Annotated in this window: 22 protein-coding genes and 2 pseudogenes; 7 read left to right on the top strand and 17 right to left on the bottom strand. The window is 38.2% G+C overall.

The window, feature by feature from the left end:
• Nucleotides 1–37: 37 nt before the first annotated feature.
• The 9 genes and pseudogenes from NXS10_RS05700 to NXS10_RS08720 form a co-directional block, all read right to left on the bottom strand.
• Nucleotides 38–598 (bottom strand): hypothetical protein, encoded by a 561-nt coding sequence (locus tag NXS10_RS05700; protein WP_259138655.1) that lies wholly within the window; start codon nucleotides 596–598, stop codon nucleotides 38–40.
• Between the two features lie 254 nt (nucleotides 599–852).
• A complete protein-coding gene (locus NXS10_RS05705; RefSeq protein WP_259138657.1) occupies nucleotides 853–2709 on the bottom strand; it encodes a proline--tRNA ligase in 1857 nt (618 codons plus the stop codon).
• Between the two features lie 87 nt (nucleotides 2710–2796).
• Nucleotides 2797–4056: an RIP metalloprotease RseP gene (rseP, locus tag NXS10_RS05710; protein WP_259138659.1), complete on the bottom strand. Its 1260-nt coding sequence runs from the start codon at nucleotides 4054–4056 to the stop codon at nucleotides 2797–2799.
• 35 nt (nucleotides 4057–4091) lie between these two features.
• Nucleotides 4092–4886 (bottom strand): phosphatidate cytidylyltransferase, encoded by a 795-nt coding sequence (locus tag NXS10_RS05715; protein WP_259138662.1) that lies wholly within the window; start codon nucleotides 4884–4886, stop codon nucleotides 4092–4094.
• A gap of 11 nt (nucleotides 4887–4897) precedes the next feature.
• Nucleotides 4898–5647 carry an undecaprenyl pyrophosphate synthase gene (gene uppS / locus NXS10_RS05720; protein WP_259138844.1) on the bottom strand — a complete coding sequence of 250 codons (750 nt, stop codon included), beginning with the start codon at nucleotides 5645–5647 and terminating at the stop codon, nucleotides 4898–4900.
• Nucleotides 5648–5815: 168 nt separating this feature from the next.
• Nucleotides 5816–6163, bottom strand: a complete 348-nt coding sequence (gene yajC, locus NXS10_RS05725) for a preprotein translocase subunit YajC (protein WP_259138664.1) — start codon at nucleotides 6161–6163, stop codon at nucleotides 5816–5818.
• A 103-nt stretch (nucleotides 6164–6266) separates the two neighbouring features.
• The gene (locus NXS10_RS05730; protein WP_263008841.1) at nucleotides 6267–6608 is read right to left on the bottom strand and encodes a DUF6568 family protein; all 342 of its coding nucleotides are present in this window, start codon (nucleotides 6606–6608) and stop codon (nucleotides 6267–6269) included.
• A 96-nt stretch (nucleotides 6609–6704) separates the two neighbouring features.
• Complete coding sequence (locus tag NXS10_RS08715) at nucleotides 6705–6860, bottom strand: hypothetical protein (protein WP_444544873.1); 156 nt, start codon at nucleotides 6858–6860, stop codon at nucleotides 6705–6707.
• A gap of 230 nt (nucleotides 6861–7090) precedes the next feature.
• Nucleotides 7091–7564 (bottom strand): annotated as a pseudogene (locus tag NXS10_RS08720) (NAD-dependent epimerase/dehydratase family protein); the annotation flags it as partial.
• A 253-nt stretch (nucleotides 7565–7817) separates the two neighbouring features.
• On the opposite strand from NXS10_RS08720, the gene NXS10_RS05740 reads away from it, so the two are divergent.
• From NXS10_RS05740 to NXS10_RS05755, 4 genes are all read left to right on the top strand, one after another.
• The gene (locus NXS10_RS05740) at nucleotides 7818–8834 is read left to right on the top strand and encodes a YeiH family protein (RefSeq protein ID WP_259138666.1); all 1017 of its coding nucleotides are present in this window, start codon (nucleotides 7818–7820) and stop codon (nucleotides 8832–8834) included.
• A 200-nt stretch (nucleotides 8835–9034) separates the two neighbouring features.
• Entirely contained in the window at nucleotides 9035–9757 is a 723-nt protein-coding gene (locus NXS10_RS05745; protein ID WP_259138668.1) for a metal ABC transporter ATP-binding protein, read from the top strand.
• Nucleotides 9754–10593 (top strand): metal ABC transporter permease, encoded by an 840-nt coding sequence (locus tag NXS10_RS05750; protein WP_259138670.1) that lies wholly within the window; start codon nucleotides 9754–9756, stop codon nucleotides 10591–10593. Before NXS10_RS05745 ends, NXS10_RS05750 begins: the two co-directional genes overlap by 4 nt.
• 147 nt (nucleotides 10594–10740) lie before the next feature.
• Nucleotides 10741–11670 carry a metal ABC transporter substrate-binding protein gene (locus NXS10_RS05755; protein WP_259138672.1) on the top strand — a complete coding sequence of 310 codons (930 nt, stop codon included), beginning with the start codon at nucleotides 10741–10743 and terminating at the stop codon, nucleotides 11668–11670.
• Between the two features lie 132 nt (nucleotides 11671–11802).
• Here the strand turns inward: NXS10_RS05755 and NXS10_RS05760 are convergent, their stop codons facing one another.
• The gene (locus NXS10_RS05760; RefSeq protein WP_259138673.1) at nucleotides 11803–11931 is read right to left on the bottom strand and encodes a hypothetical protein; all 129 of its coding nucleotides are present in this window, start codon (nucleotides 11929–11931) and stop codon (nucleotides 11803–11805) included.
• 394 nt (nucleotides 11932–12325) lie between these two features.
• Here NXS10_RS05760 and NXS10_RS05765 point away from each other — a divergent pair.
• A pseudogene (locus NXS10_RS05765) lies at nucleotides 12326–12517 on the top strand (IS5/IS1182 family transposase); the annotation flags it as partial.
• Between the two features lie 270 nt (nucleotides 12518–12787).
• Here the strand turns inward: NXS10_RS05765 and NXS10_RS05770 are convergent.
• Nucleotides 12788–15019 carry a DEAD/DEAH box helicase gene (locus tag NXS10_RS05770; protein WP_259138675.1) on the bottom strand — a complete coding sequence of 744 codons (2232 nt, stop codon included), beginning with the start codon at nucleotides 15017–15019 and terminating at the stop codon, nucleotides 12788–12790.
• Complete coding sequence (locus NXS10_RS05775) at nucleotides 15016–16635, bottom strand: site-specific DNA-methyltransferase (RefSeq protein ID WP_259138677.1); 1620 nt, start codon at nucleotides 16633–16635, stop codon at nucleotides 15016–15018. The genes NXS10_RS05770 and NXS10_RS05775 overlap by 4 nt, the downstream gene beginning before the upstream one ends.
• A gap of 492 nt (nucleotides 16636–17127) precedes the next feature.
• Between NXS10_RS05775 and NXS10_RS05780 the strand changes: the two genes are divergently transcribed.
• Nucleotides 17128–17427, top strand: coding sequence for a YbaB/EbfC family nucleoid-associated protein (locus tag NXS10_RS05780; protein WP_259138679.1), 300 nt, complete (start codon nucleotides 17128–17130; stop codon nucleotides 17425–17427).
• Between the two features lie 42 nt (nucleotides 17428–17469).
• Here NXS10_RS05780 and NXS10_RS05785 read toward each other — a convergent pair whose 3' ends face one another.
• The 3 genes from NXS10_RS05785 to NXS10_RS05795 all read right to left on the bottom strand — a co-directional run bounded on the left by NXS10_RS05785 (nucleotide 17470) and on the right by NXS10_RS05795 (nucleotide 19500).
• Nucleotides 17470–18204, bottom strand: coding sequence for a MerR family transcriptional regulator (locus NXS10_RS05785; RefSeq protein ID WP_259138680.1), 735 nt, complete (start codon nucleotides 18202–18204; stop codon nucleotides 17470–17472).
• Nucleotides 18205–18306: 102 nt separating this feature from the next.
• On the bottom strand, nucleotides 18307–18894 hold the full coding sequence (locus tag NXS10_RS05790) for a 3'-5' exonuclease (protein WP_259138682.1): 588 nt from the start codon (nucleotides 18892–18894) through the stop codon (nucleotides 18307–18309).
• Between the two features lie 72 nt (nucleotides 18895–18966).
• Nucleotides 18967–19500: a DUF536 domain-containing protein gene (locus NXS10_RS05795; protein ID WP_259138684.1), complete on the bottom strand. Its 534-nt coding sequence runs from the start codon at nucleotides 19498–19500 to the stop codon at nucleotides 18967–18969.
• A 123-nt stretch (nucleotides 19501–19623) separates the two neighbouring features.
• On the opposite strand from NXS10_RS05795, the gene aao reads away from it, so the two are divergent.
• On the top strand, nucleotides 19624–20796 hold the full coding sequence (aao, locus tag NXS10_RS05800) for an aminoacetone oxidase (protein WP_259138685.1): 1173 nt from the start codon (nucleotides 19624–19626) through the stop codon (nucleotides 20794–20796).
• Nucleotides 20797–20926: 130 nt separating this feature from the next.
• Here the strand turns inward: aao and NXS10_RS05805 are convergent, their stop codons facing one another.
• Nucleotides 20927–21253: an AzlD domain-containing protein gene (locus NXS10_RS05805; protein WP_259138687.1), complete on the bottom strand. Its 327-nt coding sequence runs from the start codon at nucleotides 21251–21253 to the stop codon at nucleotides 20927–20929.
• On the bottom strand, nucleotides 21240–21941 hold the full coding sequence (locus NXS10_RS05810) for an AzlC family ABC transporter permease (protein WP_259138689.1): 702 nt from the start codon (nucleotides 21939–21941) through the stop codon (nucleotides 21240–21242). Before NXS10_RS05810 ends, NXS10_RS05805 begins: the two co-directional genes overlap by 14 nt.
• Between the last annotated feature and the right edge of the window lie 8 nt (nucleotides 21942–21949).

Here is a 21949-nt window from a genome sequence, read left to right on the forward strand (position 1 = left end):
TTAAAGAAACACAGACAAAAACGTTTGATAACTTTCATTATATATTAATTCTTCCGTTGTTTGGATATTTATCAATAGAATCATACCATCTTGCGATAGCTGTTCCAGGAGATGCTAAACCTAGAGCATAGTCTAAAACTCCTTCGGAGACAATTCCACCTCTACCCCCAATCACTCTAGCTACAACAGAGCGTACAATAGATTTTGCATCGTGTTTTCCTTGACCTCTGATAAAAGCAGCCAATCCGCCTATTCCTCCCGATATAGCAAGACCTATCCCTACATCAATTGCGACAGCTGCTTGCTGTACGGTAATTCCTTGCCAAGCTGATCTAAAGGTCGCCTCTTGTGTTGGTGGCAAAGTGTAGTCTCCTCGCAATTGTCGTTCTGCAACTTCTTGGATCCATTCTCGAGACACATCAGGGTGATTTTTCGATACTTCATTAACCAAATCATTTACTTGAGATTGAGATAAAGAATTTGTCACAGTTGTTTGAGAGCTTGTTTCAGCATAAACTGTTGTGATAGTCGGTAGAACAGCAGCATTCAGCGTTACTGCAGTTAAGAATAATGTCGCATATTCTGTTGTCTTTTTCATATCATACACTTCCTTACGAATTGACTATGAACTTCTTTAGGTAGCTATACCATTTTATAACGACATACAGACAATCACAGAATATTGTTTTTGCTTTTTGACTCTTCTTATTTCCTTTCTACTGCAACTATCCAAGCTAAGTGTACCACATTAAAAAGGCAAAAACAACTATTTTGTAAGCGTTTTTATAAAAAGAAGCTACTTGTAGAGAGAAACCAAAAAAATCTCCCAAGAATTTTTTTGGGAGATAAAGTCTAGTCTTTTTTAGTTAGAATTTCTAGAGTTTCAATAAGGTTTTCACTATTAACCTCAATCGTGTCACCTGTTGCTTTGATTTTGACTTCTACGATGCCTTCGGAGGCTTTTTTACCAACTATCACACGAATTGGCAAGCCAATCAAATCACTATCTGAAAATTTTGAGCCTACACGTTCATTGCGATCATCTGTCAAAACTTCATAACCCTTGGAGAGAAGCTCACTCTCTAGCTTATCTGTTAGTTTCATTGCTTTTTCATCCTTGATATTAACTGTAATTAAGTGTATATCAAACGGAGCAAGCTCTTTTGGAAAGTTAATGCCCCATGAATAGCGATAAGCACCTTTAGGCGTTTTTGTCACAAAGAGACGAGCGTGTTGCTCAATGACAGCAGATAAAATACGACTAACACCAATACCATAGCAACCCATAATAATCGGCACAGAGCGACCGTTTTCATCTAAAATCGTAGCACCCATACTTTCAGAGTAACGTGTACCAAGCTTAAAGATATGACCAATCTCAATGCCTCGTGCAAATTGGAGTGTCCCTTTGCCGTCTGGCGCAAGTTCACCTTCCTTGACCTCACGCACATCCACATATTCTGCCCTAAAGTCACGACCTGGATTGACGCCTGTCAGATGGTAACCATTTTCATTTGCCCCAACAACGACATTAGCTACATTTTGTACTTTACGGTCTGCGATGATATGCACATCCTCAGCTAACCCAACAGGACCTAATGAGCCAAAGTCAGCTCCAAAGACACGGAAGGCTTCATCTGCTGTTGCAGGTCTTAGGAAGTTAGCATCGAGATAATTTTTGAGTTTGACATCATTGATTTGGTCATTGCCGACAAGTAGTACAACGATTGGTTCATCATCTGCTATAAAGAGCAAGGTTTTAATCGTTTGCTCCTCATCTACTTGTAAGAAAGCAGTAATATCATCAATACTCTTGCAATTTGGTGTTTCCACCTTTATGACTTCATCTTGTGCTTGAACCTTCGTTGTCACCTCAAAAGCACTTGTCGCCATTTCAAGGTTGGCTGCATAGCCTGATTCTGTTGAGTAAGCAATCGTATCCTCACCAGAAACTAACCATGAAGCCAGTTCTCTCTTAATCTCATCGAGAACATCTTGTGGAAGGTCATCAATAGACGTGATAGACTTATCAAGAATGAGCCAGTGATTGAGATCTGTACGGTCAGGTGTAACTGCCATAAATTCTTGACTATCCTTACCACCCATAGCACCACCATCACCAATAATCCCACGAAAATCAAGACCTGAACGGGTAAAGATATTCTCATAGGCTTTGCGATAATCCTCATAAGTCACATCTAAATCTTCGTAATTTTGATGGAAACTATATCCATCTTTCATGATAAACTCTCGTGTACGTAAAAGTCCGTTACGTGGACGTTTTTCGTCACGGTATTTTGACTGGATTTGGTAGATATTTATTGGTAATTGTTTATAAGATGTGATAGCATCACGGATAAGACTGGTAAATGTTTCTTCGTGTGTAGGTCCAAGGATAAAAGCAGACCCATCACGGTTTTTGAGTTTGTAAAGATCATCACCATAAGTCTCATAGCGTCCTGATTCTCGCCATAAATCAGCTGTCAAAAGTGCGGGTGCTAACATTTCAACTGCACCAATCTTTTCAAACTCTTCACGCATAATCATTTTGATTTTTTCAAGCGTACGCTGTGCTAAAGGTAGATAAGCGTAAATACCAGCAGACACCTGACGGACATAACCTGCTCTTAGCATGAGAGCATGACTAATAACCTGTGCATCGCTTGGCATCTCACGAAGCGTTGGGATAAACATTTTTGATTGTTTCATTATCTAAACTAGTCGCTATAAGCGACTTCCTTTCTTTTTGTCAACATAGGAACAAGTTGTGATATCTTGCTCAGTTTTATCTCTTTTTTAGAAAAAAGCACGCATGATGTCATTCCATGTAACAGCTATCATTAAAATAAACATGATAGCAACACCTGCCAGCGTGACATATGTCTCTGTCTCCTGCCGTAGTGGCTTGCGTCGTATAGCTTCTAGGATATTGATGACAATTTTGCCACCGTCAAGAGCAGGAATGGGAATGAGATTCATAATTCCCAGATTAATTGAGAGCATAGCAAGTAACTGCAAAACTGTTTCGAATCCTGCTCGTGCTGCTTGATCAGTCAACTGGTACATCGCAACTGGACCACCTAGCTTATTGATGCTAAAATGGGTGATTAATCCTTTTAAACTATTAAGAATAAGAAAAGCACTATCCCAAGCTTGCTTGAGCCCACCAAGTATTTTATCTGCCAGACTCGTTTTTAAAGCAGGCTGAACACCGATCATGTAGGTTCCATTTTGCTTTTTCGGAATAATCGTTAATTTCTTTATTTTATTGTCAGACTTGACGATGACCGAAATGGACTGTCCTTTTTTGAGTCCATCTGTCGAGGTCTCAACAGCATCAACTAAACTCTGCCAATTGGTGACCTTGCTCTTTCCAATTTTTAAAATCTGATCATTGTCTCTGACACCTGCTTGATACATAGCACCATCTGAAGTCACACGGAAATGATTGCTTGAGTAGTCAGCAACCCCACCTGCTAAAAAGGCTAAAAAGACAAAGACCACAGCTCCTAAGATAAAGTTATTCATAGGACCAGCAAAATTAGTGATTAAACGCCCCCAGACGCTAGCATTTTGGTATTGTACATCAAGCGGAGCGATACGTAACTCTGTTCCATCCTCCTCTATAATGGTAGCATCGTGGTTAACAGGGTAGGTCTTGGCCTCATCCATGACAAGACCAGTTATCACAAGTTTATCATCAAGATCATAACTTGTGACATTCATAGGCAGGCTATTCATATTTGCTGCTTTTTGTGAGAGGTCAATACAAGTGACAAGCCCATCCTTGTTTAACGTGAGATTTGCTGGGCTTCCCGTCTTAATCTCAGTGATATCATCTCCCCAACCCGCCATACGCACGTATCCTCCTAAAGGTAAGATACGTAACGTGTAGGTTGTTCCATCCTGACTACGATGCGCAAAAATCTTTGGCCCCATACCGATAGAAAATTCACGTACCAAGATACCTGATTTTTTAGCAAAATACAAATGCCCAAACTCATGTACGATAACGATAAGCCCAAAAACGATGATAAAAGTGATAATTCCTAACATAGCATTCCTTTCTTTATAGGTGTATCACCTCAAGGCTAAAATAAGCCAAAGAAGTGCATAATCGGAAAAACAAAAATCATACTATCAAAGCGGTCTAAGATACCACCATGACCAGGAATGAGCCTACCAGAATCCTTTACACCATAGCGACGCTTTATACTGCTTTCTACCAAATCGCCAAATTGTCCAAAAATACTAAAAAGAATAACCAGAAACAACATCACAATAAAATGATGTGGAGCATAGACGGACTTATCCACTAACATAAAAACAAAAGCAATCACAACTGCAGACAGAACACCACCCAAACTACCTTCAATAGTTTTATTGGGCGACACTGCAGGCAAAAGCTTCCGTTGTCCAAAACGACGCCCAATAAAATAGGCACCACTGTCAGTCGCCCAAACGATAAAGAGAGCTAACAGTACTTTATCCAAACCTGCTATTCGAGCATTAACGAGATTTTGAAAACCAATTCCCACATAAAGGCTAGCAGCAATTGGAAAGACTGCTTCCTCAAAGGAATAGCGACTGCTATTTAGAACCGTACCAGCTAGTATCAAAAGAACCAAGATACTGTAAGCAGAAAAACTGGCATCCACAGGTAAAAAACCAAGGTAATTGTCCAGCGGTACTACAAGAGAAAAAGTAGCTAACATCGCAAGAAGTCCTTCAAGAGAGAAGATTTCTAAGCGACGCATCTTAAGCAACTCAGATACTCCAATCATAGCGAGCAACCCAATTAAAAGCTGAAAGGGCAAGCCACCTAAACAAAGGAAAGGAAGAAAAATAGCTAATGCTATCCCCCCCCACATAATGCGTTCTTTCATAACATAACTCCTTACACACCACCAAATCGGCGTTGGCGTTGATTATATTCTTTGATTGCCTCGTAGAGACCTTCTCGTTTAAAATCTGGCCACAAGGTCTTTGTAAAGTAAAATTCACTATAGGCAGACTGCCATGGCAAAAAGTTACTCAAACGTAACTCTCCACTAGTTCGGATGATGAGATCCGGATTGCGATAGAGATAAGGCAACTGACTCGTCATAAGATGATTATCTATAAGATCTTCATTGATATCATCGAGTTCAAGTTCTCCTTTTTGCACCGCAAATGCAATACGCTTTATCGTCTGCACCAGCTCCGAGCGTCCACCATAGTTTAGAGCAAAGTTGAGCACTAAACCTGAGTTATGCTTGGTAGTTGCAATCGCACGACTCATAGCATCAAGAGTCGCCTCAGGCAGACGCTCAAGTTCACCAATCACTTGAATGCGAACGTTATTTTCATGGAGTTTTGGAACGTATTTATCAAAAAACTCGACAGGCAAATTCATAATAAAGGAAATTTCATCATCTGGTCGAGACCAATTTTCCGTTGAAAAAGCATAAACCGTCAGTACTTTGACGCCAAAATCTGATGCTGCAATGGTGACCTCTTGCAGAGCATCCATTCCTGCCTTATGCCCAAAAACTCGTGGTTGCAAGCGCTTCTTTGCCCAACGACCATTGCCATCCATGATAATAGCAATATGATTTGGAACTTTATCTAACTCAGTAGGTACTTGTTTTTTCTTAAATGTAAACATCATTCTTAATCTTTTTCTCGATTTATCCTCTAAAAAATAAAATCTTATTGCTTTATTTTACCATATTTATGTTCAATATTAAATGTTTTTAGCATGTTTAGTGTCTTCTTGATAAAAAAGAGACTAGATAATCTAGTCTCTTTTTTAGTATAAGCTCTCTAAAAGCACTTAATTTTCAGTATCTACTGATTTATCTAGCTTTTCATCATCGCTTGATATAGCAGTTTCTGCTGTCTCGATGCTAGTCTCTTCTCTTACTGCTTCATTTTTTGCAACCACGCGCTTAATCGCTGAAATCTCAAAAGTTAAATAAACCCCTTCGATATCAAGAACCATCTTTTGAGCATCACGATCAACCTCGTCTACCTTACCATAAAGTCCACCAATAGTGACAACTTCATCACCTGGTTGGATAGCACTCAGTTGTTCTTGACGTTGTTGTGCTTGCTTTTTTTGACTACGTTGCATAAACCAAATCATCGCAACCATCAGCACAATCATTAATATTGCTGGCATAATGTCTCCTCTAAACTATCATTTACTAGAAAATGCGCTGGCATTTTCCAAAAGCTCCTATACTATATCAAAAATCTGCAATCCTAGCAAGTCTTACTCACTATCAAGCAATAAAATCTTTAATAGCCTCAACGCTCAGTGAAGAGTCACAAACCACATGCACCTCACCTGCTTTCGCTTCTAAAAGCGCTGGAACAGTTGGAATCGTATAAGTTTCACGAAAAGCTGCAATCTCGCTAGCATCCTTTACATTATCACTCTCCAGATAGCTAACTTTAACTCCTGTTTCATTAACAACCTGTGCTAGTTTTGGGACAAAAAGTTGGCAGTAAGGACAGGTAGGACGACCGATAAAGGCAATCATGTCCTCACCTTTTGTGATACGTTCCTCTAAATCAAAAATAGAAATTTCTGTCATAGTTTCAATAGCTTCATCAAATGTCATGATTCTTTCTCCTTTAGTCTCTAATGTCTTCATCATATCGTTTTTGAAGAAAAGAGGCAACTATCCGCTACGCAAGTAAGCTAAATGTCTAATAGCTTACTCCTTAGTATCATAGCCATTAGGAAGATTAAAATACCATGTCCAAGCCCTTTCTATGATTTTATCAATATCATCAAAAGTAGACTTCCAGCCATTGTTCTCCCTTTTTTTAGAAAAAGCAATAAGTAAATCTGGAACTCTCCAAAACAACATTCTGCCATCTCAATAGGAATAATAGGTTCTGTTACATGATGGGTTACCTCAATCATTTGGAGATTAGAAAAACTATCGAAGAACCTAAATTAAAAACCATTGATATACTCCCCCTATCTTAAATAGTCAATAGCAAAGATAGGAGAAAACAGATGTTCGTAGTTACGCACACTTGTTCATCAGAAGTCTGATTACTATCTCCAAAAATCATAGGTTTATCACACTTTCATTTTGCCACCTACAACATTCAAATACCGTAAGACCTCAAATCTGATACCATGCTTAGTCTGCCCACTTCATGGTATTTTCCATCATAAGCTTACTCTCACCATAAGAATCCATAGGATGTTATGGAAGTGCTATTGTTAATGAAAGGATAAGTTTTTTTACATCAAATTCTCGCATAACTTCAAAGAGATGCACCATACCAGCTGTGTTATTATCAAAATATTTGAGAGGATTTGCCATAGAATCTTCAAAAAGAGAAAAGAAGGCAAAGTGGATAGCTGCTTTTCTTTCTAAATTTTCAGAAAAGACCTTGCGCATAAAATGTCTATCAGCAATATCTCCCTCGTAAAAGCATGCTTTTTATGTCCCATTGCAAGGCTATTAGCAACAATCACTTCTTCATGTGCTTTTTCAATCAAACAATCAACTATGTGAGAACAGATAGCGTCTGCTCCATCTAATACTAAAATTGACATAGCCATTTCCACACAAATTTCTCTAACGCATGGCCTTTCTATTTTTCAAGTCTTATTATGAGGTCAAACTATTGATTCTTGTCCTGTTTAATCATATCTTTTACTACTTTGTCCATTTTTTCAACATCGTCAATCTAACATAACAAATTCCATGCTCTCACAATGGGAGTTATTTTTGTTTACTTTCCTTGCAAAAGATACTATAATGGTAATACATTATTTTAATAAATTTCTCATTACTTTAGGAGGTTTTATGGTTCATCGTTATGCACCTGGAATTGGTATATGTCTTTTCATCTCAACCATCGCTTGGTTTTTGGGGCATTATTTTCCAGTTATTGGTGCCCCTGTTTTTGGCTTACTAATGGGAATTGCTGTGGGTATGGGCTACACTAACAGAGAAAAAACAACAGCAGGCATTGCCTTTACATCTAAGTATCTCTTGCAAACCGCTGTTGTCTTTTTAGGTTTTGGGCTTAATATGACACAGGTTTTGCGAGTCGGAGAACAGTCTTTACCCATAATTATCGTGACCATCAGTATCGCTTTGGTTACGGCTTACCTTTTAGCTAAGTTTTTCAAACTCCCGACTGATAATGCGACTCTGATTGGGGTCGGATCCTCTATCTGCGGTGGATCTGCCATTGCAGCGACTGCTCCTATTATTGAAGCAAGTGACGATGATGTAGCTACTTCGATTTCCGTCATTTTCTTTTTCAATCTCATTGCAGCACTCACCTTTCCTAGCCTTGGAGAGTGGTTGGGGTTAAGTCATCATGGCTTTGCCATTTTCTCAGGAACGGCTGTCAATGATACATCATCAGTAACAGCAACTGCCTCCGCTTGGGATGTTATACATAATAGTCATACACTAGCCGAAGCAACAATCGTTAAGTTAACACGCACATTAGCTATTATCCCTATCACACTAGCCCTCTCCACTTATCGCTATCACAAAATCAACAAAGAGCAAACCAAAGTACAAACTTTTAAACTTTCTAAAGTCTTTCCGATTTTCATCGTCTACTTTGTCATTGCTTCTCTGATAACAACCTTATTTAGCAGCATGGGCTGGAATATGGGAATATTTCACATGTTACAACAACTCTCCAAATTCCTCATCGTCATGGCTATGTCTGCTATCGGGATCAATACCAATCTCGTCAAGCTAATCAAGACAGGTGGAACTGCCATTGGACTTGGTGCTTGTTGCTGGATTGCTGTCATTGTAGCAAGTCTTATCATGCAACATGTGATGGGAATTTGGTAAATTGATAAAAAGGAATCATCCGAAAGCCTCGGATGATTTTTTAATGGAGAAAACGAGATGATTATACATCACTGTTTATAATATACCTGCACTTTATTTCTAAACTTTCTACTCAATAGAATAGGAGAAAAATGATAATTTTAAAAATTAACTTGACTTAATTTTAAAATTAATGTATATTAAAATCATGAGGTAACAATATGATTGAAATAAAAAAGCTCAGTGTGTCCTATCATCAGGTTCTAGCCTTGGAGGACATCACTTTAAATATAACAGGTCCTACCATTACGGGAATTTTAGGACCAAATGGAGCAGGTAAATCTACCCTACTCAAAGGAATGCTCGGCATTATTGACCACAAAGGACAGACCCTTTTAGACGGAGCAGCCATTCATAAGAATAGAGGCAAGGTTGCCTATGTTGAACAAAAGGCAGCTATTGACTTCACCTTTCCTATTACCGTTAAAGAATGTGTATCTTTGGGACTCTACCCTAAAATCAAACTCTTTAGCCGCCTGAAAGAAACGGACTGGAAAAAGGTACTCCTTGCCCTTGAAACGGTCGGTATGGCAGACTTTGCCAATCGTCAAATCAGCGAATTATCTGGAGGACAGTTCCAACGAGTTCTCATTGCTCGCTGTCTAGTACAAGACGCCGACTATATCTTCCTTGATGAACCTTTTGTCGGAATTGATTCGGTCAGCGAGGAAATTATCATGACAACCCTACGAAAACTCAAAGACGAGGGCAAGACCATTCTCATCGTCCACCACGATTTGACCAAGGTCAAAAACTATTTTGACCATGTTCTACTGTTGAATCGTCAGGTATTAGGCTTTGGAGAAACACAGACTACCTTTACTAAAGAACATCTTCAAGCCACCTATGGACCTCAACTCATCATCATGGAGGAGGAGAAATGATTCACGAATTTATTGAAGGATTGCACGATTTTCACTTTCTGCAAAATGCTCTCATTACAGCTATTGTTATTGGAATTGTTGCTGGAGCAGTAGGATGTTTCATCATCCTCCGAGGACTTTCCCTCATGGGAGATGCCATTTCTCACGCTGTTTTACCCGGTGTAGCACTCTCCTTTATTCTCGGTATCAATTTCTTTATCGGTGCGATTGCCTTTGGACTGCTTGCCTCGGTCATCATCACCTATATCAAGGGAAATAGTAGTATTAAGAGCGACACCGCAATTGGAATTACCTTTTCTGCCTTTCTAGCTCTAGGGGTTATTTTAATCGGAGTCGCCAACAGTTCAACCGACCTTTTCCATATTCTCTTTGGAAATATCCTTGCTGTGCAGGACGTGGACAAATGGATTACTATCGGAGTAGGTGCTTTAGTCCTCTTTCTCATCTGGCTCTTCTTTAAGCCATTGCTCATTACTTCTTTTGACCCTTTACTTGCTAAATCGATGGGCATGCCAGTTGAAGCCTACCACTACTTGTTGATGATACTGTTGACTTTAGTATCTGTTACCGCCATGCAAAGTGTCGGCACGATTCTCATTGTTGCCATGCTAATTACACCAGCCGCCACTGCTTATCTCTATGTAAAAAGCCTTAAATCCATGATTTTCCTTTCATCAACGCTTGGAGCACTTGCTTCTGTTCTTGGACTGTTCATTGGCTATAGCTTTAATATCGCTGCAGGCTCTAGCATTGTCTTGACTTCTGCTAGTATTTTCTTACTCATCTTTCTCTTTGCACCAAAAGAAGGAATTCTGAGTCACCATTTTACATCGTAAGGAGATTGAACTATGAAAACCTATCCACCTTAGAGGGTGTTTCTATCACTACTTGATCACATCTCAACTTTTTCACTTAGCCAGTTTGACACTTGCAATAACTCCAGATACTGGCTCACTATTTTGATTTTATTTAAGGAGAACATTATGAAAAAATTACTCAGCCTAGCTCTTGCAGGTTTAGCGGTCATCGGACTTGTAGCTTGCTCCAATATTCAAAAATCATCTAAAACAAGCAAATTACAGGTTGTCGCAACCAACTCTATCATTGCTGATATCACAAAAAATATCGCAGGAGACAAGATTGACTTGCACAGTATTGTCCCTGTCGGAAAAGACCCTCACGAATACGAACCCCTACCAGAAGACGTTAAAAAGACATCAAAGGCAGATGTTATCTTCTACAACGGAATTAATCTTGAAACAGGCGGTCATGCTTGGTTTACCAAATTGATTAAAAATACACATAAAAAAGAAAACAAAGACTACTTTGCTGTCAGTGACGGAGTAGACGTTATTTACCTTGAAGGACAAAATGAAAAAGGTAAAGAAGACCCTCATGCTTGGCTCAATCTTGAAAACGGTATGATTTATGCTAAAAATATCGCAAAACACTTGTCCGAAAAAGACCCTACCAATAAGAAAACATATGAAAAAAATCTAGCAACCTATCTTAAAAAATTAAGCACTCTTGACAAAGATGCAAAAGATAAATTCAAAAATATTCCTGCTGACAAAAAGATGATTGTCACCAGCGAAGGTTGCTTTAAATACTTCTCAAAAGCCTACCAAGTACCGTCTGCCTACATTTGGGAGATCAATACTGAAGAAGAAGGTACACCTGAGCAAATCAAACAGCTTGTAGAAAAACTTCGCAAAACAAAAGTACCATCACTTTTTGTCGAAAGTAGTGTCGATGCCCGCCCTATGAAAACTGTCTCAAAAGATGCCAATATTCCAATCTATGCTAAGATTTTCACCGATTCTATCGCTAAAAAAGGTGAGAAGGGTGATAGCTACTATGCCATGATGAAGTGGAATCTGGATAAAATTTCTGAAGGACTTCAGAAAAACTAAAAGACTCACCCTATTTTTTGTCAACCTTTCTGATAAGAAATACCTGAGGCAATTACTCTACAGCTGCTGCTTGCTTTTTGTATCGAAGTTCACTAACATTAGAAAGCCTTTTTGATAAGGGCTTTTTAATGTTCAAAAGAGTTGATTGACACCGTGGTCATCTGCATGTGCAATTGTTGCACAAACAAAGCCCTTGGAAAAACGGACAACTTCTTTGGGCATCAGGATTTTTGCTGTAATCGCTTCTGCGTTTCTCTCCATCTAACTCATCCTATCAGAAGCATTCTCTTCCTTAATATTATCAGTAGTAGAAAGCACTGATAAACTTGCCTCTTTTGCTCATACTAATTCCAAAGCATAACGGTGCAATTCCCAATGAATACAGATATGGAGGATTGTATTCTTAGCAACTCCTCAATTCCTTATTTGAGCTAATTTTTCATCAATAACCACTTTTTTTGCTAATCTTTTCATGGTTATCTTGCAAATAGATTTATCCAAAAACAGAAGCGTCTTATATAATTATTTCATACTTTAATTGAAATCCCATTTGTTACAAAATATCTCCATACTCAACTTTAGCAGATAGAGGTTTATTAAATAAAGGTGCTATCGGTATCACTAAGCGCCACAATTGCATCGAATCTAGGATAACCAAATCATTCAAACAGAGAGTTTTTTCCTCTTCATGACTATAAATCTAACAAAATTGATTAAGAATCTAGCCTTAAAAACATCAGACGCTTAAAAACCACACAATGATTCTTTCAGCTTGATTGTTTTCAAGGCAGAAATCATTGTGTGGTTCTATTCTAAAGCTAGTTTTTGCCCAAACTCTTATGAGTAGCTAGTTCAAGAAACCTACTCATAATTGAAAATATCTTCTAGTGTTGGTTCAAAGGAATTGATTTTCATTTGTAAGAAAGTAGCACAGATGTTCTTTACCACAGATACACCCTTACAACCAAATGCTTATATTTCCAGATTATAGGGAATTTCTATCAATCACAAGTTTGTTATCGTCATTGCTAACTCGTAAGTTTTACACCTATCTACATCTAAACTCGCTTCCTAATGTCATTCTAAGATATCAGCAGTAAAAGACATCAAGTCCCTCCTAAAATCCAAACAGTTCATCAATTGGATGCCAGTCTGCCATATCGTCTTTCCATTCGCCCTCATTCAAATAACGGAGAGAACCTGCAATATCACGGACAAAAGCACCCTTTAGATTATATTTCTCAAGATAAGCCTTCAAGGCTTCATATTTCAAAGGCGCATAGTCATCAATATTCTTATCCTCGCCCTTGGCATTTTCTCCACCTTTGGTTTCTACGATATAGACATCACCATTCTTCATTTTGACAATATAGTCAGGATAGAAGTGATGGGAAGTGTTGGCTGTATGATAGAAGATTGAAAAATATTGGCTTCCCTTGTCACCGTTCTTATATACAAACTCGACTACATCTTCATGAGCTTCAATGTACTCTTCAAAGAGTCGTTCAACTTCACTTCCCTTGATAACGCTGTTTGTATATCCAGAATATACATTGGTTGTTGCATCGGTATGTTCCAACTTTTGATTATAAGAATAACGTTCTGTCATCGGGATATAGAAATCATTTTCCTGAGGCACTACAAGCCCCATACTAATAGTTGGTCGAATATCTGCCTGTCTAAATACTTGACGAAGGGCTCGCCAGTTATTCAAGATAAAGGCTGTCCATTCCTTGGCTTCCAGCTTCAAGAGTTTATGCTTGTTTGGTCGTTTGTCATCCATGAAGAAACGTTTCAAGAGAGCTTCTACCTGACTTACTTTCAAGTGCGTCACTCGGTCAAGTTCATGGTAAGCATGAAGCAAGTCAAGGCGATTAGCACGATAGTCTGCTTCTACTCGTCTTTCTCTATCTTGAAGACGGTCAGAATGCTCCAGCGTATCAAAGCGACCTTGTTTATAAGTGTTAACAATCGAACTTCCAAATTGAATCCCTTGATTTTCTAGCTTTTGCTTATTCGATTCAGCATCCTCTGTCAACTTCCACTCACGAATCAGACCTTGATAGAGATTTTCACGGAGGGCTTTTTCGCTTTGTCCTTCATGCAAATCAAGCACTCGCTCACTGATTAAATGGAAATTTTTAGCGACATCTTTTCGATTTAGAAGAGGTGTTGGTGCTCCTACCCCTTTTTGAGCAAAGGCACCATTTAGGAAATCCTTATCAAAGGTATAGAGATAGGCGTTATCCAATACATCAACATCATAGTGACCCTTGAACGGTTCAGGCATCCGACGAATACGACCGATTGTTTGGATGGTGAAGGTTTCTCCCATATTCTTACGAATCTTAATCAGAATTTTAGCTCGTGGGGCATCCCAACCAGTGGCAATCGCCTGTTTAATGATGAGATACTCAACCTCATTATCTAGGTCTTGTACATTGAGATAGTTTCGTTTCTGGTCTGCCAACCAAATACCAAGTTTTCCGTCTTCATAGGTTTTATGAAGTTTTTCTTGGATATAGGTTTCAATTCGATTGATTAAGTCAGGATCTGAATCCGATTTGTCAGGCAATTGGACTAATACCAAGGGATTGATTCCTCTTACGCCATTATCAGCATAAGCCTGAACAATCTCTTTTCGCTTCTGCTCAGCACTTTCAAAGAGCAATTCAAACTCTTCACTAATACTAATATCTTGACTCTCATCAAGATAGTTTTCAAGTCCTTCGTTGACGACTACTGATTTTGTAATTAAACCTGATGCAATAACTTCTTCTTCCATCACTTCATAAAACTCTACCTTGTCAGGCATATTGGGGTCTTCAATGGTAGCAGAAACTCGAACCGTCTTAGAAGCATTAAAACGTGCGATAATATCTCTTGCATTTTTGGTATCGTTACGGTGCGCTTCGTCGATGATAAGGATAAAATGACGGTCTGCTTCAAAAGCTTTTGTAACCTTATCTTCAAGATTATCACGTTCACTGTCCGTCAGCATGGCTTTTTTATTTCTACCTACTACCGATTCATAGTTGATAAAGGTAACACTACCCTTATCAAAACCTTGATTTAATGCATCATCCACCGACTGAGCCTTGATAGATGAAAAATGCTTTGCTTTGTCCTGACTCTGCTCCTCTAATTCCCCCGATCCAGGTGTAAACCAAACAAAAGCAACATTATCATATGTACTTGAAATATAGGTGTTAACCCAGTCAAGGAGAGTAATGCTTTTACCTGAACCCGTTGGCGACTTAATAACCATTTCAGCAACAGCATATTCAGGTGCTGTAAATTTTAAGAGTTTATCAACCAGTTTTTGTTGGAATTGTTTTAATTCAATCATGACCAAATATCCTTTCCGAAGTAGTAATGTGGAATCTCCTGTTTTGTGATGTTTTTCTCGCGTAGAATGCGTTCTTGCTTGACGTCAAAGAAAATCTCAGGATGGATGAAGAGGGTAGAATTTTCAATGAAATCTGTCTCTTCCATCGCATCCAACTGGTCTTCTGACAAGATAACCTGTACTTTGGGATTTGAAATATCAACACCAAACTCCAACTCAACAAGGGAAGTGACATAGTTGAGTAATTCATACTCAAGGGTGACATCAGGAAATTCTTCCTTAACTACGAAATCTGTTTTGAAGTATTTGAGATTATGTGGAATCTCCTTTTGAATATTGGATAGACGCTTGTAAGTCACTTCTTCACAAATGTTATTTTCATTATTGGTACAAAGAATAAATTTTCGGCTTCCTCCATCTTCCTTATTTAGCTGGGCAACTGCGTGACCTGTTGTACCAGAGCCAGCGAAGAAATCTAGTACAACTGCTTCCTTTTTACTAATTTGCAAACATCTTTCAATCAGTTTTGTTGGTTTAGGATTGTCGAATTTACCTTTCTCCCTTAATGCGTTATCCAGCTCTTTACTCCCTGTAGTATTTTCTGGCAAATCTGACCATAAGGTATCAATTCTTTTCCCCTCAGATGGACGTTCACTCCAATAATCTTTCACACGTAATGTTTTACCTGATGTAATTAGTCGATTATCATTTTCTAAGGCTTTAACCTTATCATATGTCATTCTCCAACCTTTAGCAGGACACTTCCAAATTTTTCCAGAATTGTCTACGTAATCGTATGAAGTCTCAGGACCTGGGTCTCTAGGTTTTTGCAAGCTAACACTTGCATATCTTCCTCTCCCATCTTTGTCATCCTTATTGTATGATTTCATTGTTGCTTCAGATAATGGTTTATAAGCAGGATTTAACGTAAAATCTCTAGTTTTTGAATAAAGAAGTACATACTCAGTATTAACTGTAAATTTATCTTTTTCAGTTTTACCGCTAGAGTTTCTCTTCCAAACAAAAGTATTTACAAAATTTTCTTCACCAAAAATAGAATCTATCAATAATTTAAGTTGAGAAAATTCATAATCATCAATTGAAACAAAAATCAAGCCATCTTTTTTTAGCAAATCATGTGCCAACCTTAACCGAGAAGACATAAATGATAACCATTTACTATGTCTAAATGAATCTAATTTATCTACAAATAAATCATTATATTTAAAATCTGTCTTCCCCCTATTATATGGTGGGTCAATATAAATGACATCAATTGCTCCAACATGAGTTTTCTTTAAAAGATGCAAACTATGCAGATTATCTCCCTCTAACAGGAAGTTATAATCCTCCGATTCAGGATTCCCCACGATTTTCTTGGTCTCGTCCTCAACGAAGACAGGAATCTTGGTCTTCATTTCTTCCTCGACCAGTTCCGCATGCTCTTCCCACACCAGACCATACTTCTTGGTATTGAGCAGACGGACAAGATTTTCTAGCTTATCAACATCCTCGTTTCGTCTATCTTCACGTGCCTGTTTCAAAAGTTCCTGCACATAGGCAATTGCCCCATCTTTCTCATTCTTTCGTGGGCGTTCAATAAAATCCTTAGACATTACAAAACACCCCCTTTTTCTGAAAAAGAGAGTGTTTTCGTGTAAGCAGAAAAGAGGTAGAGAACTACCTTACTGATGACTGATGACTGATGATATCAAGTTTCAAATCTCCTTGTCAAGTATTTTATTAGCTATTCTATTATAGCACGAATAACTACATAAGAATAATACATTAAAGAAAAATAACCTAAATATCAACAGGAACTCTCAAAACGACTGAAGACATTCTTGACTTTCAGTTAGTTTAGAAAAATGGTATAATTTGAGATGTACTTCAAAATGTCCGTCTACATGATAAGAGAGGGACTATTGATACACAGAAATCCCATTATTTCCAATTCCCACATCAGTACAACCATCCCTATTTACTCGCTACTTTTCCCATCACAACAAAGGAAGTCACAAGAACTTCTAAAAAAGCGATCACAATTGATCACCATTTCAATACTAACAAGGCTAAAGCTTTGATACGAAAGGAAACGATAAAACATTATGATGAACATGCAAAATCTTATGAAACAAGCGCAAAAAATGCAAAAGCAGATGGAAAAAAGCCAAGCTGAACTCGCAGCTACTACTTTTGTCGGTAAATCTGCTCAAGATCTTGTCGTTGCCACCTTTACTGGTGATAAAAAACTCGTCTCTATCGACTACAAAGAAGCTGTCGTTGACCCAGATGACCTAGAAACCTTATCAGACATGACAACACAAGCCATCAATGACGCACTCACACAAATCGATGAGGCTACTAAAAAAACCATGGGAGCATTTGCAGGTAAATTACCATTTTAATGACATCATTAAAAAGCTCGAACCTTAAAAGGTTCGAGCTTTTTAAGCTTCTTTTGCTGTTTCTAAACAATAAGATTTTTCATGACAATGTGGGCAAGTTAATTTTCGCGTTTTAGGAGTATGACGAGCAAATGCGAATTCCCTATACGTTGGTTGGAAAAGTTGGTGGCAATTGGGACAGATGTAAGCTATTTTACGTGAAAAATGATAAGACAATGTTAATAATATGCCAACATACACCAAACCAATACCGATACCAACACCTTGCCAAACAACAGATTGTGGACGTTCTTCAAGCCAAGCAACACAAAGAACAAAAAGAAGAATCGTTACTAGATTACTAAGCCACATCTGTTTTTGCAAACGACGCCAAGCTAATTGATTTTTCATGGTAAGAGAAATGTCTGATAAAAATTCTAGCGACTGATCCGTTTGATTTTTCACCCTGTCAAGCAAGTTGACAGCAATGTCAAGTTTGGCTTTCTTCTCAGCAAGCTCACGCTTTGTTTCCTTGATATGCAAGGCAAGCAATAACTCTAAAACTTGCCTTGCATTTTCCTCAGCAAACAGCCGTTTTATCTCTTCAATTGAAAAATCAAGTCCCCGTAAAAAACAAATCATGCGCAACTGTTCCAAATCACTATCCACATAGATTCGCCGTCCACCTTCTGTCAAATCAGATGGCGACAAAATACCACGTTTATCATAATATTGAACCGTGCGAACTGAAACACCTGCCAACTTCGCCAAATCACCAGTTGTATAAGAGTGAGACATTCCTTTCACCTCCTTTCTGCCCTTATTATAGGACATGCCCCAACGTCACAAGCAAGAGGTTACCCTAGATGATTTTTTATTTTTTGAAAAATAGCAGAGCTTTTAGCTAAAAAAGCCACCTAAAGCTGCAAAAGGATTGTCACCATGCTCTTCTTCTTGCTGATTCAAATAAGATTTATTTTCATCAAATTCCATGAACTTTTCATAAACAAGTGCCGTCATGCGAGCATCTTCAAGCGAATTATGCCCATGTCCTGAAATACCTAAAAATTCAGCAACACTTGTCAATTTGAGATTAGTAATTCCATTTAAGTCTGTGCTACGACGTTCAAAAGCCTCATCATATAAATCAACCTTGTAAAGCTCTGTCAAGTCTAATTCATTTTCAGCAAGCAAAGGCAAGTCTGATTTTAACGCATTATAACCAACCAAAGCAGTCTCTCCAACGAATGTTTTAAAGTCAGCTAGTACTTTATCAAGCTTGGGAGCATTAGCAATTTTTTCTAACGTAATACCCGTCAAGCCATTAATAAATGACTGCAGTGGAACATCTGTGTAAACATAGGTGTCAAAACTATCAACCTCGTGACCCTCTTTGAATTTTACTGCTGAAACTTGAATAATATGACTTTTCTCAGCAACTGTATTAAATTCCAAATCAAATGCGATGTACTCTGCTAATTTCTCCATGATACCTCCTAAAAATAAGTTTATATAATAAAGCTAGAACTTTTGTCCCAGCTTCTGATACATTTTAAATTGTTATTTTCCACCAAAAAGACGCGCTAGAAATCCCTTTGGAGCTACTTCTTCTTGAATTTTTTCTTCTGACTTCGTTTGAATTTCTTCGACTTCAGCCTTTGCCTCATCCAGCTCTAATTGCAGACGTTTCGTGTCTTCCATCGCAGCAAGTGTCAGTTGTTGTTGTTGATCAAGTTGTTTATCTTTTTCTGCAATTTGCACATCCTTGATATGCAACTGCTCATCCTTTGCACTAAGCTGAGTGTCCTTCGCTTTTAGCTGCTCGTAGAGACGTGTAATCTCTGTATTTTTTTCATCAACAAGAATTTCTAATAACTCACGTTTTTGCGTTTCTTCATCAATGGGATCATCTTCAAAAATTGTCTTTTTATAGATTTCTTCTAGTTTTTCCAATCCTTCACGATTGACAACGGTCACACCTTTTTCATTTTTAGAAACAAACTCATCTGGAAATGACTTGACACGATTATTAACCGCTTGACGACTAACACCTACGATTTCAGCAATTTCGCTAACTGTCTTTTCTATTGACATAGTGTTCCTCTTTTTATGATATCGTTTTTAAAAATAGTATCACATTACATCCCTTCTGTCAATGACATCTAATACAAAGTAGTAGTACTACAAAATTTCTAAGCTTTATGCTATGATGAAATTATGACTTATTTTGATACGATTATCATTGGCGGTGGACCTGCTGGTATGATGGCAGCCATTTCCTCTTCTTTTTACGGACAAAAAACACTTCTCATCGAGAAAAATAAACGTTTAGGGAAAAAATTAGCTGCTACAGGCGGTGGACGTTGCAATGTTACAAATAGTGGGACTCTAGAAGAAGTGATAACAGGCATTCCTGGTAATGGACGCTTTCTTTATAGCGTTTTTTCACAATTTGACAACCACGACATTATCCGATTTTTTGAAGAAAATGGTGTTGCCTTAAAAGTTGAGGATCATGGACGTGTTTTCCCCAAAACGGATAAATCAAAAACGATTATTGATGCTCTTGCCTATAAAATCAATGAACTCGGTGGCACCATTTTAACCAATACTGAAGTCGTTTCTATCAAGAAAATCGACAATCTTTTCCACGTCAAATCGAAAACAGACACATTTCACTGTAAAAAGCTCATCGTTACGACAGGTGGTAAATCCTATCCTTCCACAGGATCAACAGGCTTTGGCTATGAGATTGCCAGGCATTTCAATCTCAATCTTACAGAATTAGAAGCAGCTGAAAGTCCATTACTAACAGATTTTCCGCACAAAGAACTACAAGGAATCTCTCTTAATAGTGTTTGTTTGAGCTATCAAAAACACCATATCACACACGATTTGCTCTTTACGCATTTTGGCTTATCTGGACCTTCTGCTTTGAGAATGTCAAGCTTTATTAGTGGTGGTGAAACCATTTTGCTTGATATTTTGCCTAAATTATCTGAAGAGGAACTGCTTACTCTTTTAAACGACAATCGTGATAAAGCTATCAAAAATGTCCTCAAAATGCTCATACCAGAGCGCTTGGCAAACTTTATTGCGCAGCCATTTCCACAAAAAATCAAGCAATGTCATCAAAAACAGATAATACAACTGATCAAACGGATAAAAGCACTCCCTATCACAGTGACTGGAAAAATGTCACTGGCAAAATCCTTTGTCACTAAAGGTGGTATCGATCTCAAAGAAATTAATCCTAAAACGCTAGAGAGTAAGAAAGTCAAAGGACTCTACTTTGCTGGCGAAGTGCTAGATATCAATGCTCATACAGGGGGCTTTAACATCACATCTGCTCTTTGTACAGGCTGGGTAGCTGGGACTATACACTACTGAAAAAAGCTAGTTTCCTAGCTTTTTTTACTTTATAAACCATTTTTTAGTGTATCACGTTTAAACTGCACCTCAAAAGTTGGACACGAAAAAAATCCAACTTTTGGGGTGCAGTTTAGTTCTCTTTGTAAAACTAACTTATTAACCGTAAAAAAGCTACAATAAAGACACCAGCGAGGACGGATAAGAGAATATTTTTATAGCGGATAGCTACCCATAAAGTCGGTATTAGAGCTAAAAAAGCTGTCATATCTAACTGTGGCAAGTATCCGGTATGTTCTGTCATGATGCTAGAAAGAAGCAGAGCAAAAATAATAGAAATGGGCAGATAATCAAGAAAATGAACAACACTAATAGGCAGTTTTTGATACTTAGTCAAAATAAATGGAGCAACTCTCGGAATCCAAGTAACGACTGCAGCCAATATAATAACAAATAATACATCGCTAGACACGCTCATGATGACATACCCCCACAAAACAACCGACTAGGGTTGCTAAAAGCACGGTTAGAGATTCGGACAAAACAATAGCCAAGACAAAATAGGACAACGTGATTGTTCCTAAGACAAGGATAATTTTTTTGATACTCACACTGATTGCCATTGCTTCAAACTGAGCGGCAAAAATCGCAGCAAACATGGCCACAAGTGCAAAATCTAAGCCAAACTGACTAGGATTGGGAATATACTGTCCTACAACTGTACCAGTAAAAACAGATAAAATCCAAGTGATGTACCCTGTTACATTATTACCATACATCCATCTGGGGGTAATCTCTTTTTGATGGGCATAGGTATTGAGCAAAACGCCATAACTCTCATCTGTTAGTAAAGAACCAATAAAAACGCCCTCTAGCAACGATGCTTTTTCAAAAATTGTCGTCACATGTAAGCTCATGAGAAAATGACGCAAATTAACGAGAAAAACCGTCAAGACAATAGAAAGTACAGGTGCATGTGCCACCAATAAAGCACACATAATGAACTGAGAACTTCCACCATAAACCAAAGCACTCATCAAACCCATCTCAACTGGGCTTATACCAGAGCTAGCTCCCACAACACCACACGCCGTACCAATACTGACATAACCTAAGGCAGTTGGCAAGGAAGCTTTACTGCCTTGCCTAAACGTTAAAGCTTCCATTTTGTCCC

This window comes from Streptococcus sciuri (assembly GCF_024814375.1).
Lineage (GTDB): Bacteria > Bacillota > Bacilli > Lactobacillales > Streptococcaceae > Streptococcus > Streptococcus sciuri.

What these genes read in the sequence shown, in the direction of transcription:
- NXS10_RS05700 (WP_259138655.1), bottom strand. Translation starts at nt 598, where the DNA reads ATGAAAAAGACAACAGAATATGCGACATTATTCTTAACTGCAGTAACG.
- NXS10_RS05705 (WP_259138657.1), bottom strand. Translation starts at nt 2,709, where the DNA reads ATGAAACAATCAAAAATGTTTATCCCAACGCTTCGTGAGATGCCAAGC.
- rseP (WP_259138659.1), bottom strand. Translation starts at nt 4,056, where the DNA reads ATGTTAGGAATTATCACTTTTATCATCGTTTTTGGGCTTATCGTTATC.
- NXS10_RS05715 (WP_259138662.1), bottom strand. Translation starts at nt 4,886, where the DNA reads ATGAAAGAACGCATTATGTGGGGGGGGATAGCATTAGCTATTTTTCTT.
- uppS (WP_259138844.1), bottom strand. Translation starts at nt 5,647, where the DNA reads ATGTTTACATTTAAGAAAAAACAAGTACCTACTGAGTTAGATAAAGTT.
- yajC (WP_259138664.1), bottom strand. Translation starts at nt 6,163, where the DNA reads ATGCCAGCAATATTAATGATTGTGCTGATGGTTGCGATGATTTGGTTT.
- NXS10_RS05730 (WP_263008841.1), bottom strand. Translation starts at nt 6,608, where the DNA reads ATGACATTTGATGAAGCTATTGAAACTATGACAGAAATTTCTATTTTT.
- NXS10_RS08715 (WP_444544873.1), bottom strand. Translation starts at nt 6,860, where the DNA reads ATGTTGTTTTGGAGAGTTCCAGATTTACTTATTGCTTTTTCTAAAAAA.
- NXS10_RS05740 (WP_259138666.1), top strand. Translation starts at nt 7,818, where the DNA reads ATGGTTCATCGTTATGCACCTGGAATTGGTATATGTCTTTTCATCTCA.
- NXS10_RS05745 (WP_259138668.1), top strand. Translation starts at nt 9,035, where the DNA reads ATGATTGAAATAAAAAAGCTCAGTGTGTCCTATCATCAGGTTCTAGCC.
- NXS10_RS05750 (WP_259138670.1), top strand. Translation starts at nt 9,754, where the DNA reads ATGATTCACGAATTTATTGAAGGATTGCACGATTTTCACTTTCTGCAA.
- NXS10_RS05755 (WP_259138672.1), top strand. Translation starts at nt 10,741, where the DNA reads ATGAAAAAATTACTCAGCCTAGCTCTTGCAGGTTTAGCGGTCATCGGA.
- NXS10_RS05760 (WP_259138673.1), bottom strand. Translation starts at nt 11,931, where the DNA reads ATGGAGAGAAACGCAGAAGCGATTACAGCAAAAATCCTGATGCCCAAA.
- NXS10_RS05770 (WP_259138675.1), bottom strand. Translation starts at nt 15,019, where the DNA reads ATGATTGAATTAAAACAATTCCAACAAAAACTGGTTGATAAACTCTTA.
- NXS10_RS05775 (WP_259138677.1), bottom strand. Translation starts at nt 16,635, where the DNA reads ATGTCTAAGGATTTTATTGAACGCCCACGAAAGAATGAGAAAGATGGG.
- NXS10_RS05780 (WP_259138679.1), top strand. Translation starts at nt 17,128, where the DNA reads ATGATGAACATGCAAAATCTTATGAAACAAGCGCAAAAAATGCAAAAG.
- NXS10_RS05785 (WP_259138680.1), bottom strand. Translation starts at nt 18,204, where the DNA reads ATGTCTCACTCTTATACAACTGGTGATTTGGCGAAGTTGGCAGGTGTT.
- NXS10_RS05790 (WP_259138682.1), bottom strand. Translation starts at nt 18,894, where the DNA reads ATGGAGAAATTAGCAGAGTACATCGCATTTGATTTGGAATTTAATACA.
- NXS10_RS05795 (WP_259138684.1), bottom strand. Translation starts at nt 19,500, where the DNA reads ATGTCAATAGAAAAGACAGTTAGCGAAATTGCTGAAATCGTAGGTGTT.
- aao (WP_259138685.1), top strand. Translation starts at nt 19,624, where the DNA reads ATGACTTATTTTGATACGATTATCATTGGCGGTGGACCTGCTGGTATG.
- NXS10_RS05805 (WP_259138687.1), bottom strand. Translation starts at nt 21,253, where the DNA reads ATGAGCGTGTCTAGCGATGTATTATTTGTTATTATATTGGCTGCAGTC.
- NXS10_RS05810 (WP_259138689.1), bottom strand. Translation starts at nt 21,941, where the DNA reads ATGGAAGCTTTAACGTTTAGGCAAGGCAGTAAAGCTTCCTTGCCAACT.